Origin of the sequence: Simiduia aestuariiviva (genome assembly GCF_014192475.1) — a bacterium.
GTDB lineage: Bacteria > Pseudomonadota > Gammaproteobacteria > Pseudomonadales > Cellvibrionaceae > Simiduia > Simiduia aestuariiviva.
On record NZ_JACHXZ010000004.1, the window covers coordinates 244,617 to 259,343 of the forward strand.

General features: G+C 58.3%; 13 protein-coding genes. 6 read left to right on the top strand and 7 right to left on the bottom strand.

The window, feature by feature from the left end:
* Positions 1 to 98: 98 nt before the first annotated feature.
* A complete protein-coding gene (locus tag FHS30_RS14175; RefSeq protein ID WP_183911171.1) occupies positions 99 to 353 on the top strand; it encodes a hypothetical protein in 255 nt (84 codons plus the stop codon).
* Between the two features lie 125 nt (positions 354 to 478).
* Here FHS30_RS14175 and FHS30_RS14180 read toward each other — a convergent pair whose 3' ends face one another.
* Positions 479 to 1,348 carry a zinc ABC transporter substrate-binding protein gene (locus FHS30_RS14180; RefSeq protein ID WP_183911172.1) on the bottom strand — a complete coding sequence of 290 codons (870 nt, stop codon included), beginning with the start codon at positions 1,346 to 1,348 and terminating at the stop codon, positions 479 to 481.
* A gap of 60 nt (positions 1,349 to 1,408) precedes the next feature.
* On the opposite strand from FHS30_RS14180, the gene FHS30_RS14185 reads away from it, so the two are divergent.
* Genes FHS30_RS14185 through znuB form a run of 3 tightly spaced genes read left to right on the top strand, consistent with a single transcriptional unit; the run spans position 1,409 to position 3,484 of the window.
* A complete protein-coding gene (locus FHS30_RS14185; protein ID WP_183911173.1) occupies positions 1,409 to 1,915 on the top strand; it encodes a Fur family transcriptional regulator in 507 nt (168 codons plus the stop codon).
* Entirely contained in the window at positions 1,912 to 2,709 is a 798-nt protein-coding gene (znuC, locus tag FHS30_RS14190; protein WP_425502380.1) for a zinc ABC transporter ATP-binding protein ZnuC, read from the top strand. The genes FHS30_RS14185 and znuC overlap by 4 nt, the downstream gene beginning before the upstream one ends.
* Entirely contained in the window at positions 2,702 to 3,484 is a 783-nt protein-coding gene (gene znuB, locus FHS30_RS14195) for a zinc ABC transporter permease subunit ZnuB (protein WP_183911174.1), read from the top strand. The genes znuC and znuB overlap by 8 nt, the downstream gene beginning before the upstream one ends.
* An 8-nt stretch (positions 3,485 to 3,492) precedes the next feature.
* On the opposite strand, the gene FHS30_RS14200 is transcribed toward znuB, so the two are convergent.
* The 6 genes from FHS30_RS14200 to FHS30_RS17330 are packed head-to-tail and all read right to left on the bottom strand — an operon-like array spanning position 3,493 to position 9,493.
* On the bottom strand, positions 3,493 to 4,752 hold the full coding sequence (locus tag FHS30_RS14200) for a heme biosynthesis HemY N-terminal domain-containing protein (protein WP_183911175.1): 1,260 nt from the start codon (positions 4,750 to 4,752) through the stop codon (positions 3,493 to 3,495).
* Entirely contained in the window at positions 4,749 to 5,873 is a 1,125-nt protein-coding gene (locus FHS30_RS14205; protein ID WP_183911176.1) for a uroporphyrinogen-III C-methyltransferase, read from the bottom strand. Before FHS30_RS14205 ends, FHS30_RS14200 begins: the two co-directional genes overlap by 4 nt.
* A 53-nt stretch (positions 5,874 to 5,926) precedes the next feature.
* The gene (locus FHS30_RS14210) at positions 5,927 to 6,745 is read right to left on the bottom strand and encodes a uroporphyrinogen-III synthase (RefSeq protein ID WP_183911177.1); all 819 of its coding nucleotides are present in this window, start codon (positions 6,743 to 6,745) and stop codon (positions 5,927 to 5,929) included.
* Positions 6,742 to 7,671: a hydroxymethylbilane synthase gene (gene hemC / locus FHS30_RS14215; protein ID WP_183911178.1), complete on the bottom strand. Its 930-nt coding sequence runs from the start codon at positions 7,669 to 7,671 to the stop codon at positions 6,742 to 6,744. The genes FHS30_RS14210 and hemC overlap by 4 nt, the downstream gene beginning before the upstream one ends.
* Positions 7,672 to 7,717: 46 nt before the next feature.
* Positions 7,718 to 8,455: a LytR/AlgR family response regulator transcription factor gene (locus FHS30_RS14220; RefSeq protein ID WP_183911179.1), complete on the bottom strand. Its 738-nt coding sequence runs from the start codon at positions 8,453 to 8,455 to the stop codon at positions 7,718 to 7,720.
* A 9-nt stretch (positions 8,456 to 8,464) separates the two neighbouring features.
* A complete protein-coding gene (locus FHS30_RS17330) occupies positions 8,465 to 9,493 on the bottom strand; it encodes a histidine kinase (protein ID WP_183911180.1) in 1,029 nt (342 codons plus the stop codon).
* A 237-nt stretch (positions 9,494 to 9,730) separates the two neighbouring features.
* Between FHS30_RS17330 and argH the strand changes: the two genes are divergently transcribed.
* Complete coding sequence (argH, locus tag FHS30_RS14230) at positions 9,731 to 11,131, top strand: argininosuccinate lyase (RefSeq protein WP_183911181.1); 1,401 nt, start codon at positions 9,731 to 9,733, stop codon at positions 11,129 to 11,131.
* Between the two features lie 34 nt (positions 11,132 to 11,165).
* Positions 11,166 to 14,687: a response regulator gene (locus FHS30_RS14235; protein ID WP_183911182.1), complete on the top strand. Its 3,522-nt coding sequence runs from the start codon at positions 11,166 to 11,168 to the stop codon at positions 14,685 to 14,687.
* Positions 14,688 to 14,727 lie beyond the last annotated feature (40 nt).

The window sequence follows — 14,727 nt, forward strand, 5'->3', positions numbered from 1 at the left end:
CGTAACAATTGAAAGGCGACTACCGCCTACAACTGATTTTTAGTGGTATCGACAACCAAGGTCGGTAACACCTCAACCCCTTAACGGAGGGCCGCACCATGAAAAAGCTTGGTTTTCTGTTGTTAGCATTAACGACTCAGGCCGCCTTGGCGGCGCCGCAACCCAATGTATCTGCCGCCGTGGCAGTGACAGGAGCGAACGCCAGCTGGACTGCCGAAGCCGTAGAAAGCAATGCCAATACAACGCAATTGAAAGAACTGGACAGCGCCACAATCAATCTTGGCAACCTGATCAACGCCGATCTGGACGAGAAGATTGCCCAGCGTTTGCGCGAACAGGCCGAGGCCAAGTAGCACCAGATTCCGCCCCCTTGGGCAGCCCACCGGAGCATCCGGTTTCGCTAGTTTTGATATCGCACGTGTTATACATCGCTGATGTGGCCGGTGGCGCAAGCCCCGGCCTTTTTTGTGGGCGCTAGTTACGCCGGTGCAAGGCAGTCCTGCAGACCACTGGCCAACTGTTCGAGTAGCCGCTCGTAACGCTGTGGCGCAGGGCCCACGCCGGCACCCATGGGGTCGAGTACCACCTGCCGCAAACCCAGCTGCCGAGCCAGTTGCTGACTGTTGTGACTGTCATAGAAGGACTCTGTCACTAAACATTTAGCCCCAGCTGCTTGCTGTTGGAGCGCCATGAGGTGGCGAGCGCCCGGCTTTTGCTCCGGCGTCAGCGCCACCCACGCCAACTGTCGAAGTCCAAAGCGCTGGTTAAAGTGCCCATAGGCTGGGTGGTGGGCGATGAACGCCATTTCCCCGAGCGGCGACAACTGCTGTGCCAACCGCTCCGTCAGTGCGCTAAGGCGGGCGAGCGTTTGATCGCGCCGCACAGCAATGGCCGCGGCCTGATCGGGCGCCGCCAATATCAATTGCGCAGCCAACCAACGGATAATCAGCACGGCATTGTCAGGGTTTAGCCAAAGGTGTGGATCGCGGTCGCCATGGGCGTGATCGCTGTGCGCGTCTTGGTGCGGCCATTGCAACCCAGGTAATTGCATTACGGGTTGCGCAGCTGGGTGTTGGCGCAGCGGTTTTTCTAAAAAAGGCTCCAGTATAGGCCCCACCCAAAGCACCAGATCCGCCGACTGCAGCGCGCGCAAATCTGAGGCGCGCAGCGCGTAATGGTGGGGTGAGCGATTGGCCGGCAGCACCACTTGCAGCTGATCTTCGGGCCCCAAAAGGGGCTCCGCCAGCATCGCAAGCGGCTCGATGGACACCACCAATCTAGCTGCTTGTACACCACTTACACCGAGCGACACCCCTAGTGCTAAACACCATACCCAATAGCGATGCATACCCGCACTACCCCTAAAATGTTATATGATAACATATCATTTTCCCATATCAGCACGCCCATGCCCCAACACGCCTTGCCATTTCGGCGCCACAATCATCAACACTGCATCGCGGACGCCCTCGCGGCGGCCCGCGCACTCGCCAAGGCCCGCGGACTGCGCCTTACCTTACAGCGCGAACAGGTATTGCGGCTGATTTGGCAAAATCACAAGCCCGTGGGCGCCTATCAACTCATGGAGCAATTGGCCGAGCTCACGGGCAAGCAAGTGGCGCCGCCCACCGTCTATCGGGCCCTAGAATTCCTGTTGGAACACCGGCTGATCCATCGACTCAATAGTTTGAATGCGTTCATTGGATGCGCCTGCCCCGACACCGGCCACGCCGGCCAATTCGTTATTTGTCGCGCCTGCGGTATCGCGCTGGAGCTGAACGAGGCCAGCGTCCGCGTGCCCATTCAAGCGCTGGCGCAATCTGTGGGTTTTCAGATAGAGCAACAGACACTGGAACTCTCAGGCCTGTGCCCCAACTGCCAAACCGCGGATGCCATCACCGAGGAACCATCGTGACCCGTCTCATCGAAGCCAAGAATATCGGCTTAACACTGGCTGATCGGACTATTTTAGAGGGCGTGAATCTGCAGTTGCACGCTGGAAAAATCACCACCTTGATAGGCCCAAACGGCGCCGGCAAAACGAGTTTGGTGCGCCTGCTGCTGGGCCTGCAACCGGCGAGCCAAGGGGAGCTCTGGCGCAAACCGAGTTTGCGCATAGGATACATGCCGCAAAAATTGCATATCGATGCCTCGCTACCGCTCACCGTGCAACGCTTTTTGCAGCTGGGGGGCGCCGGCGCGGCCGCGCTCAAGAACGCACTGTCGCTCACCGGCATAGCGCATTTACTGGCCAGCCCAATGCAACGATTGTCGGGCGGAGAAGTTCAACGCGTGCTGCTCACGCGCGCACTGGCCCGCGAGCCGCAACTATTGGTATTGGATGAACCGGTACAGGGCGTAGACGTCAATGGTCAGGTGGCGCTCTATGATTTGATCGATCGCATCCGCGCGCAGCAGGGTTGTGGTGTACTCATGGTGTCGCACGACCTCCACCTGGTCATGGCGCACACCGACGAGGTGATCTGCCTGAATCAGCACGTCTGTTGCCACGGCCATCCAGAGAGCGTCACCAGTGACCCCGCCTATCTCGCACTGTTTGGCGCCAAGGCAGCACAGACCTTGGCCGTGTATACCCACCACCATGATCACAAGCACAACTTGCACGGCGACGTGGTGTGTAATCACGACCACAGCCTGCCGCTGGAAGACTGCCCGCCCGCTGCTCAAAAGGATGAATCCAATGCCTGATTTTATGCTCCACGCGTGGCTTGCCGGCGCCGCAGTTGCCGTGGTCGCCGGCCCCTTAGGGAGCTTTGCCGTGTGGCGCCGCATGGCGTATTTTGGCGATACCTTGGCACACTCGGCCCTACTCGGCGTGGTCTTCGGCCTGCTGTTAGACGTCAACATCAATTTGGCCGTGACCTTGGGCTGCCTTATTTTAGCCACCGCGCTGGTACTGCTGCAGCAGACGCGCGTGCTCGCCACCGACACCCTGTTGGGAATTTTATCGCACTCCACACTGGCGCTCGGGCTGGTTAGCATCAGCTTATTTGGCAACACGCGCGTCGATTTGATGGCCTATTTATTCGGCGATCTGCTGACCGCCGACAGCGGCGATGTGATTACCATTGCCACGGTGGCCGCACTGGTGCTCGGGCTGATTGGTTATTTTTGGCGCTCGTTAATTGCCATTACTGTGCACGAAGAATTGGCCCGCGTGGAGGGCGTGCGCGTGGGCGCCGTGCGGATGTTGTTGATGCTGGCCATGGCGCTGGTGATCGCCATCGCCATGAAAGTGGTGGGCGTGCTATTGATTACGGCGCTGCTCATTATTCCCGCGGCAGCGGCGCGGCGATTGAGTCAAACGCCCGAATCCATGGCGGTGATGGCGAGCGCGCTGGGCCTAGTGGCAGTGACCTTAGGGTTGGTCAGTTCTTACTTTTTAGATACGCCAGCGGGCCCAAGTGTCGTGCTGGGTGCCAGCCTGATGTTTGGGCTGACACTGTTCAAAAGGCAGTCGTGATACGGGGCTTAAAGCGCCCCGCTCGACTGGCCAAATTTCACGCTGGCATCCGGCGCAGGCAGCTCCGGCAGGTTGCTGGCAATCATCTTAAGTCCCTGCTGGTAATAGCCGGTACTCAATTCGTGCTCACCCAGCGCCGCCATCAATCGCGCCAACTCTGCGTAAGTTTCTGGCGCAGGGCAAATTTTCAAACTTGATTCAAAGTATTCACGCGCCTTGCCCCAGAGTTGATTGCGCAGCGACAAGCGCCCCAACGCCAACAACAGAGTGGCGTTGCGAGGCCGCTCTTTAAGCCAGCCCTCGCCCACCAATAATTGCTTGGCCGTATCATCGCCCTTGAGTCTGCCGAAACCGTCCAGCAAGCGATCGTCCCAACTCTTTTGCAAACTCTTGCGCAGCAAGGCTTCGGCCTCACCTTCGCCCACATGCTGCACCAGTAGCTGGGTATAGGCGATGAGCATGTCGGTATCGCGCTGGGTGCGGGTGTCAAACTGCTGCCACACTTTGTGTAGCGCGGCGGCAGTGTTTTCGCCTTGGGCCGATTCCACCGCCTGAGTGAGCTGATAAATCTGACAGCGCCGCTCCAATTCTTTGAGCGTCTGTTCGGGCAGGGGTTTGTGCTTTTTCAACAACGGCAGCAACTTTTGCAACGACGGCCAATCCTCCAACGCCACGTAGGACTGGCGCAAGATATCGAGCACCACGGGGTGGTTGGGCGCGGTATCGCGCACCCGCTCCAGTGCCGCTAAGCACTGCTCGTAGCGCTGATCCATGAGCTCGATGCGCGCCTGCGCCAAGGCGGTGGCCAACTGAAATTGCGGGCCCACCTGTTCAGCTTTTGCCAATAGCGACTGCGCCTCGTCTCGATCACCCAACTCATAGGCCGAGCGCGCGGCAGCTAAATAATTAATGACTGGCACAATGGAGCGGTCTGCAGATTTTAAAAGCTTTTTGCGGGCAAGTTTCCAATTGCCCTCCATGAAGTCCACCAACCCATCGGCCAACTGGTTGCGGTTGCGCTCTTCACTGCCGTGCATCACATAATGGGTCACACCCAAAAATCCACGAATCACCGTAAATAATGCACGCAAAACAATCCAGGCCATCAAGCCAAAAATAAGTAGTGCGAGGATGGCAAACCACAGGCTGGTTTCTAGGCTATAGCCATAGACGGATACCAGCAGATAACCACTGTCTTTTGCCAACTCGCTGATGAGCAAACCACCGGCTAACAGGGCAATGGCAACGAGCAAAACCAGTCGCTTCACGGGCGCACCCCCAACTCCAAGCGATACTGACCAATAAATTGATCCAAACTGCGCACAGTGCCAGAGATGTCTGGCAACTGGCTGTTCACCGAGCGGGCCGCCAAACCGTCGAGCTGTTCCATCATGTGATTGCGTTCAATGGAAACCGGAAAGTACTCCTCTAACCACTGGCGCGCCTGCTGTAAATTATTGCCATACAACTCGCCATCGGCGCGCAACAACGCGAGTTGCGCCACCTGTAATTTGAGTTTTAGATTCTCCCGCACACGGGTTTCTTGATCCGGCGACAGCAGCGGCTCTACCGGTTTTTCCAAGCGCTTTACGCGTACGTAGCTGGCCAGTTCGCGGGTGAAATTGCGCCAACCTACAGTGATCTTTGACCACAAACTGTCGGGGTTTTTGTGAATGACTGCGGGCTCCACCGCTTCGTTGGCAAACTCGCGCGGCGGCTGCGCCAACGCCAGTGCATCCACTTGGATCAAAATCGCATCCAGCGCGAAAAACACGCCGGTATAGTCCACAGCTTGAAGGCTTTGCAGTTGCGCTAAGTCCTGCGCCAACTGCTGGCGCGTAGCCATTAATCCGGCGGGATTGCCAAGCGCCGTCTCCGCTTGGGCCAACAGCTGATCAGCCAGCTTGAACAGTCCCACCGCGCTGGTCGCCGAACGCTCGAGCTGCAAGCGCTGGCTGGCTTGGCGGGTGAGAAACTGCGCCTCGTTCAATAGGAACTGGGTGCGACTGGCCGCGGTCATCTGCGCCAACTGCTGGTGCTGTGCAGCCAACTGAGCCTCAACTCGATCGGCGAATTCATCGTACACCCGCTGACTGGCCGACTGGGCCGCCTCGAATCGACTCAGGTTGCGCGCCAGCTCCACACTCAATTTTTGTTGCTCGGCGCGCTGGGCCTCCGCTGCCGCCGACAAGTTCGACACCTGTTGGGTCGCCCATTCCGTAGTGGACTCTGCCTGCTTAGCCAACTGCTGCCAGAGCCAGAAACCCCCACTGGCGGCGGCCACGGCCAACAACAAGATGGCGAGCCACAGAGGCCAAAGCGTCGATTTTTGGTTGGCGGTTTCGGCAACAACAGCGGGCGTTGTTGATTCAGATTCGGTTTGAGCCACAGGTCTGCCTCTGTCGTTATGCATCGGGCGAATGCCCTTGATTAGATTTTGCGTTATTTTTCGTTGTTAACCGCACGCGCTGACGGTACGCCATCTTGCGCCGCAGTCAGTGCTTGCCGCAAGCGCGCGGCCATGGCCCCATCGGTGGCGTTGTCGGCCACTAATATGTGAGAAAACCCCATAGCCTCAGCCATCGCCGCCACGCGCGCGCCCGGCACCAACAGCGGCCAGGTGCGCCAAGAATAACTGTCGGCCTGATCTTGCAGCAGCTGATACAGGTGCTGCAAGGACTCTCCACTATGGACTGACAGCCATGCTGGACCTAGCGCTAATGCATCGCCGACGCGCGCCGGCGCATCTACCGGTAATTCACGTTCGTACAGCTCACAGTAGTCTACCCGCGCGCCCCGTGCGCGCAAGGTGTCGCCCAAATGGGTGCGCCCACCGCGGCCCCGAAAAATTAAAATCTGTTTGTCTTTGAGTTCGGACAACGCCGGCAACGCCAGTAGCGCTTCGCTGTTCATGGCACTAGTCAATGGCAATTCACTGACCACCGGCAGACCAGCTGCGGACAGCGCTGTAGCAGTGGCCTGACCCACCGCTAAAAACTGGCAGTGCAAAGGCAACTGAGGCCAGTATTCGTCCAGCCACTCAGTGCCGTAATGGACGGCGTTTTGGCTGATAAAAATCGCAAAATCGTAGCGATCAAAATCGAGAATTCGGTCGCGCACGGCTTGTTGCTGAGCGGGCTCACGCAAGGGCGCGATGGCCATTACCGGTACGGACACCACGTCCACATCCGGCGCAGAAAACGCCTGGGTTGTAGCCGCAGCTTGGTGGGCGGGACGCGTCAGCCACAGGCGCCGCTTCATGACTGAGCGTAAACTTCCGCCAAAATTTTATCGGCACCCTGTGCCAGCAATTGCTCGGCCACCTGCACACCCAACTGTTCGGCCTGTGCCGCGGGCGCCCGCGCCTCGGCGCGCAACACCCGCTGGCCGTCCACGCTCGCCACCAAGCCACGCAGCCACAATTCGCCCTCTTGATGCACGGCAAATCCACCAATGGGTACCTGGCATCCGCCTTCCAAACGGCGATTCATGGCGCGCTCGGCGGTCACTTGCTGCGCCGATAGTGTGTGGTGCAGCGGTGCAATCAGCGCCTGAACACGGCTGTCGTCGGTGCGGCATTCAATGCCCACAGCCCCTTGGCCCCCGGCGGGCAGCGAGTCGTCGGTAAGCAGGTATTCGCGAATGCGGTCTTTCTCGCCCAATCGAATCAAGCCTGCCGCGGCCAGAATAATGCCGTGATATTCACCGGCATCCAGCTTGCTCAGCCGGGTGTTTACGTTGCCGCGCAAAAAGCGAATATCCAAATCGGGGCGACGCGCCAACAACTGCGCTTGGCGGCGCAAACTCGATGTGCCCACCACGCTGCCGGCAGGCAATTCCGCCAAGCTGTTGAAATGGTTGGCGACGAAGGCATCGCGCGGGTCTTCGCGCTGGCAAATCACGTACAGACCCAGCCCCTCCGGAAATTCCATGGGCACATCTTTCATGGAGTGCACGGCGATATCCGCGCGCCCCTCCAAGAGCGCCGTTTCCAGCTCTTTAACAAACAACCCTTTGCCGCCCACCTTGGCCAGCGGCACATCGAGAATCTTGTCGCCTTTGCTCACCATGGGCACCAGTTCCACTGCCAGCCCACTATGGGCGGCCTCTAGACGCGCCTTGACGTCATTGGCCTGCCAAAGAGCCAGAGCGGAAGTGCGGGTAGCGATGCGCAGTGTTGCGGTCATGAATCATCCTTAGGGGAGCGACATGTAAAAGGCCGCCATCATACCACTAGAGTTTGGCCAGCAGCTCTTTCAACTGGGGTACGTGCCGACGGCTCACCACCGGCTTGACGTCCACATCGGCCAGTCGCAATCGGAAGTGGCCATCACCCGTGCGCTCTAGGCCGAGAATGTGCTCAAGTGACACCAACGAATTGCGGTGCACGCGAATAAAGCGACCCTGAAATTCGGCCTCCAAATCTTTGAGGGTGTCATCGATAAGGGTCTCGCCCTCCGCGTGGTGCACGGTGACATATTTCTGGTCGGCCAAAAAGAAGCGCACATCGGTGAGCGGAATCAATTCCACGCCGCGCCGCGTTTTGGCACTGATGTGCTGGCGACCCTCGGTCAAAGGTTGCTGCTGATCGCGCAGCTTATCGATCTGCAAACGATTGAGTTTGGCGGCCTTGTCGAGCGCGTTTTTGAGATCATCCAACTGTACCGGCTTAAGCAAATAGCCCACGGCCTCGGTGCCGAATGCATCCAGTGCGTATTGATCGTAGGCGGTGCAAAAAATTATCGCGGGCGCGTGATCGAGTTGCGCAATGTGGCGCGCGGTAGCGATGCCATCCTCACCGGGCATGCGCACATCCAACAGCACCACCGACGGATCGTGGGCTTCGATTGCCTTTAGCGCAGCCTCGCCATCGGCCGCCTCGGCCACCACTTCTACGGCGTCCAATTGTTCTGCCAGCCGCCGCAGGCGGGCCCGCGCTAAAGGTTCATCATCGACGATTAACAGGTCCATTCCAGTCTCCTAGTGATCCGCTAAGGGATAGCTGATACGCACGCAAAAATGATCCGCCTCTACGCCCACATCGCAGCGCGCCGCGCTGCCATAGTGGGCCGCCAATCGATCGCGAATGTTGGCCAAGGCCATACCGTTTCCCGGCGTGGGGGCCGCTTGGCCAAGGGGATTGCGCACCAGTAGTTGCAGTCGATTATTCTCGGCCTGCAGATCAATCTCAAGTAAACCGCCCTCGCGCCGAGCGCCAATGCCATGATAGAGCGCATTTTCGAGCAGTGGTTGCAGCAACAAACTGGGCATTTGCACGCCCTCCGGCAGAGTCCCCAAGCGCCAATCCACCTGCAACCGGTCGCCGAGGCGCGCACCTTCCATGGCCAAATACCGGCGCGCGAGTGCCAATTCACGATCCACCGGCACCAGCGCCGCCTCCGATAAACTGGCGCGAAACAACGCGCTCAAATCTTCAACCATGTGCTCGGCGCGAGCCGGATCTATGTGAATTAAACTGGCAATGCTATTCATGGCGTTGAATAAAAAATGCGGCCGTATGCGCGACTGCAAGGCTTGAATGCGGGCCTCCAGTTCGGCCCGCTCACCGCGTTGCAACTGCTGCTGTAAATAAAAATACTGCAGGCCAATGCCTGCAAAAATGGCCGCTACCACCAGGTCAGCACCCAGCGCCGACCAATCCAGCGGTTGCGGGCTCCACCAATAACCGAGAAAAAACCACTGACCCAACAGGGTAAAAAGAAAGGTGAGTGAGAGTATCAACAGATAACTGAGCAACACCGCCTGCCACAGAGGTCGGCGCGCCATGAGCGGTCGCAAGTTACAGATGCACGCCGCACTGGCCAAGGTGATCCACTGCACCATAAACGAGGTGAGCGCTAGTTCTACCCAATTAAAGCCCAGCAATCCACCATCGTTGAGCACCAACACGATCGCCAACAATTCGGCAATCATCACGAGCCGCAACAGCGAGGGCCCGGTGCAAAGATTGGGAAGATAATCGAGATCGGCGTCAGCGCCTGAGTTCACTGCGTGTTCCTTTTGCTTTTTGTTATTGAATCACGGCTAAGCGGCGACAACAATTGCCCAAACACCCACAAAACGCGAAGACTTCAGGTGAATAGCGCTGCAAACCACACCCAAAGACACGATTTATTGCGCAACCCAGTGCCGCTGTCATCGCGCCCGCTGGCGCAAGTCGCTATAATGCCCGCCATTTTCGCACGACATTCACGCACACACTAATTTTGGACAGGCATCGCCACAATGAGTCACGACAACAGCATAAAACCCTGGGGCGGACGCTTCAGTGAAGCCACCGACGCTTTTGTAGAGCGCTTTACCGCGTCGGTCACCTTCGATCAGCGCCTGTACCATCACGACATCAATGGCTCTATCGCCCACGCCACCATGCTAGCCGAAGTCGGCGTGCTCACCGACCCTGAACGCGACCAAATTATCAGCGGCCTCGAAGCCATCCGCGCCGAGATAGTCGCCGGCAAATTTCAATGGTCTGTGCAATTGGAAGACGTGCACATGAACATCGAGGCCGCGCTCACCCAACGCATTGGTATCACCGGTAAAAAGCTTCATACCGGTCGTTCGCGTAACGATCAAGTGGCCACCGACATTCGCTTGTATTTACGCGACGAGATCGACGCAGTGGCGCAAGAACTCACTCGTCTGCAGCGCGGCTTAGTGGGTTTGGCCAAGCGCCACGCCGACACCATCATGCCCGGTTTCACACATTTGCAGACGGCACAGCCAGTGACCTTTGGCCACCACCTGTTGGCGTGGAACGAAATGTTGCAACGGGATTACGGTCGCCTGATTGACTGTCGCAAGCGGGTCAATCAATCGCCCTTGGGCGCCGCAGCGCTAGCCGGCACCACCTACCCCATCAATCGCGCCCGCACGGCCGAGCTACTGGGGTTCGACGCGCCCACCGCCAACTCGCTAGACTCCGTCTCCGACCGCGATTTCGCCATCGAGTTTGGCGCCTTTAGCGCGCTGCTCATGACCCATCTATCGCGCGCCAGTGAAGAGCTGGTGCTGTGGACCTCGGCGCAGTTCAATTTCATCAACCTGCCCGATCGCTTTTGCACTGGCAGCTCCATCATGCCGCAAAAGAAAAACCCCGATGTACCCGAGTTGGTGCGCGGCAAAACCGGCCGCGTGAACGGCCACTTGGTATCACTGCTGACACTGATGAAATCGCAACCGCTCGCCTACAACAAAGATAACCAAGAAGACAAAGAACCGTTGTTCGACACCATCGACACCGTTAAGGACTGCCTGCGGGCGTTCGCCGACATGGTGCCTGCAATCGAACCCCGTCAGGCCGAAATGCTGGAGGCCGCCAAGCGCGGTTTTTCTACGGCCACAGATCTGGCCGACTACCTCGTTCGCAAGGGCGTCGCGTTCCGCGACGCACACGAAATTGTGGGCAAGAGCGTGGCCTATGGCATTGCGCACGACAAAGACTTGTCGGAGATGAGTCTGACCGAGCTGCAACAATTCAGCGCTAGCATCGAAGCCGATGTTTTTACGGTATTAACGCTGGAGGGTTCAGTCGCTGCCCGCGATCACGTGGGAGGCACGGCACCGGCTCAGGTTCGCGCCGCCTGTGCAAGGGCGCTCAAGTTGCTTGATCAACGCCCGGCCTAGATCATGAACACAGCGGGGGCGAAGCGGCGCCCCCGTGCCTATACTTGAGCTGCTTCCTCCGCAGCGTGATGCCATGACCGCCGACAATCAACTCGACCAGCTCCTCAGCACTATAGAACTCCTGAAAGCGGAAAACAGGGAGTTGCAGGCGGCGCTCGCGCAGCAATCCAGCCAACAGCAACACCAGCGCAACCACGAACTGTTCTTTGAACAGTGGGCCGCGCGCCTGGCTCGACCTGAGCCCAACAATGACATTCATCAGGCCCTAGCGGCCCTGAACCTGCATCTAGATATCGATTTTCTCACCCTATTTAACTATCAGTCGGCCAGCCAAAGTTTTGCCTACTGGCAGGGCTATCCGCCCCGCGACGCCACAGACACCGACGCCGGCACCCCCAACCTGAGATACCCCTGGATCTTCCAGCGCGCACGCCAAAAACAAACCACGGTGATTTATCACCGCAACGAACTCCCGTCCGAGGCCCGCGAAGACCGAGACACGCTCGCGCAACACGACATCGAAGCCCTGGTGGTGGTGCCCCACTTCAATGCCAATGGACTGGTGGGCATTGGCACTTACGGCCTCAACAAAGCGCGCTATCGCTGGCAAGCGTCGCAGATCAAACTGATGCAGGACTTCACGAAAATCGCCTTCAGTCACCTCGCACAGCAGGCGCTGTTAAATCAACAGCTACTGCACAACGATGTCTTACAAAGCGTGCTTGACTCGGCAAAGGTGGGCTACTCCGTTTGGGAGCGACAGGGCGGTCGCATCACCTATTCACCCAACTGCTCAGAGCTGCTTGGCTACCCAACAGGCACCGATATCGACGTGTTTTCACACATACACCCTGAGGACCAAGCCCAAGTGGTTCAAAAGATGAACTACTCCATTCGAACCGGTGAACACCACAGCTTCACCTATCGGGGCCTAGACAATCGCCAGCAGGTGCACTGGTACCATCAAAAGTCCAGCATCATTCGCACCGACGACAATGGCCGCGTAGTGCGCTTGGTGTGCTGTTTTGTCAATATCGACGAAGAGCAAAATGCCAAGACGGAGCGGCGGCGGGTGCGCCAACTGGAGTCGCAATTAGCGCGGTTGGTAGTCGATGTGCATGGCGACGCCGACGACTTACAGCAGAGCTTTCACAATGCTGTGCGCTCGCTGAGTGAATTACTCGAGGCGGACCGCAGTTTCATTTGCTACCGACATCCCGACACCAACGCACTGCTGCTGCGCTACGAGTGGCACGCCGAGGCCATCGACAGCATCGAACCGGTGCTAACACGCCACACCAAACACCCCTTGGCCTATTTAACCGGCGACACGCTACTGGCCATCGACCGCGTAGGCGATGCCCATCGCGCCACCATTCCCGTGGAAGACAATTGCCAATCGGCAATGATTGTGCCACTGCACCCGGTCCGGCAATTCAGTGCGTTTTTAGTGATAGAGCGGGTACTTGAGGGCCGGCGCTGGAGCGCCAGCGACAAGCGCTTTGCCTCCACGGTGGCAGATGCCATCGGCAGTCGCTACGTGCGCCACAAACTCACCGAGCGCCTAGTCCGCAGTGAACAGCGCTTTCGCGATGCCATGGACACCACCGAAGACGGCATTTGGGAGTGGGACTTAGACACGGACGAGGTGTACCTGAGCCCTGGATTATTGCGTATGGCCGGCTATGAACCGGGTGAACTGCCTAGCAGTGGTGACACCCTGCGCGGTCTCGTCCACCCAGAGGATCAGCCCAAGCTGGCTGGCGAGTTTGCAAAGCTCAAACACAACCGCGTGCCATTCGAACATGGCCGCATTCGCTGGCGCCACAAAAACGGGGCAATCCTGTGGGTCTTTGGCCGCGCCCAGTGTGTCGAACGCCGACCGGATGGCAGCATTAAGCGAATATTGGCTGTGGTGAGCGACCACACCCACATCATGAAACAACAGGAGGCGCTGAAAGTTGCCCGCCAGCGGGCCGATGACGCGAACGTGGCCAAAACCGAGTTTTTAGCCCGCATGAGCCATGAGATTCGCACCCCGATGAATGCCATTATCGGCATGAGCCATCTCGCCAAAGACACCCCGCTGAACGAACAACAGCGCAGCTACATAGAGCACATCGATCAAGCCTCTACCGCGCTGCTACATATCATCAATGAGGTGCTGGACTTCTCCAAAATTGAAGCGGGCAAACTGACCTTAGAAAATGCCCCCTTTCGATTTGAGTCCCTGTTCGATCAGCAGGACAAACTGCTCAGCCTTCGGGCCAGCGAAAAGGGCGTTGAGCTGCTCTTTCAACCGGACCCCGCGATTCCCGATCTCTTGGTAGGGGACGTCTTGCGGCTTGGGCAGATCCTTACCAACCTCACCACCAACGCCATCAAGTTCACCGAGCGCGGCCACGTACTGGTAAAAGCCCAACTCTTGACCAGCGACCCCAAGAGCGTGCGCATTGCGCTGTCGGTAACGGACACTGGCATAGGCATTTCCGAAGCCCAGCAGCGCATGTTGTTCAACCCCTTCACTCAAGCAGACGGTTCCACCACCCGCCGCTTTGGCGGCACCGGCTTGGGCCTCTCGATCTCGCAGCGACTGGCAAAGCTAATGGGGGGCGACATTCGCATCGAAAGCCGCCCCGATGCGGGCAGCTGTTTCACGTTAGAGGTCGCCCTAAAACCCTGTCAGCAAGATGATCTCGCTGAGGGTCAATCCGTGAATTTGGGCAACCTGCGCACGCTGGTGGTCGACGATAACGCCACGGCGCGCGAAGTCATCAGCGCCACGGCGCGCGCGCTAAAGCTCACCACCGATACGCTGCCCGATGGCAAAGCCGCAGTCGCGGCGGTTAAGTCGGGCGCCCCTGCCTACGAACTGATTTTGATGGATTACGACATGCCGGACATGGATGGTCTAGCCGCAAGCAGGGCCATTCGCGCACTCGGTGGCAGCGCGCCCCCCTTGATCATCATGGTTAGCGCCTACGACAAAGAGCAACTGATCACGCCAGACGTCGCAGAATTAATTGACGGATTTGTCAGCAAACCCGTCACTCAGTCGCGCCTACTGCAAGCCATCGCCGCGGTCCTTGGTCAGGGCGCCGACAGCCACCAACCGGCGCCACACAGCGACTATTGGCCAGAACTCCAACATCAGCGCGTGCTCTTAGTGGAGGACAACCCCGTCAACCAAAAAGTGGCTGCCGGCCTGCTCAGGCGCCAACATGTGGACTGCGACATCGCCAACAACGGCCAAGAGGCCATCGACCAGCTGCTGGCTAAGGGGCCCGACCACTACGCACTCGTGTTGATGGACGTAGAAATGCCCTTGGTAGACGGCTATCAGGCCACGCGCTTCATCCGCGGTCGACCCGAATTCAATCACCTGCCCATCATCGCCATGACCGCCCACGCCATGAAGTCCGATCAAGATAAGTGCCTGCAGGCAGGCATGGACGCATTCGTGCACAAACCCATTAAACCCGACAAGTTATATCAAAGTTTATCGGACATGCTTCGCAATCCCGACCGCACACCCCCCAAAACTGGTCTAAGCTAATCTACTTGGGGCTTCTGCGCGCGCAGGATTCGAGCGGGAG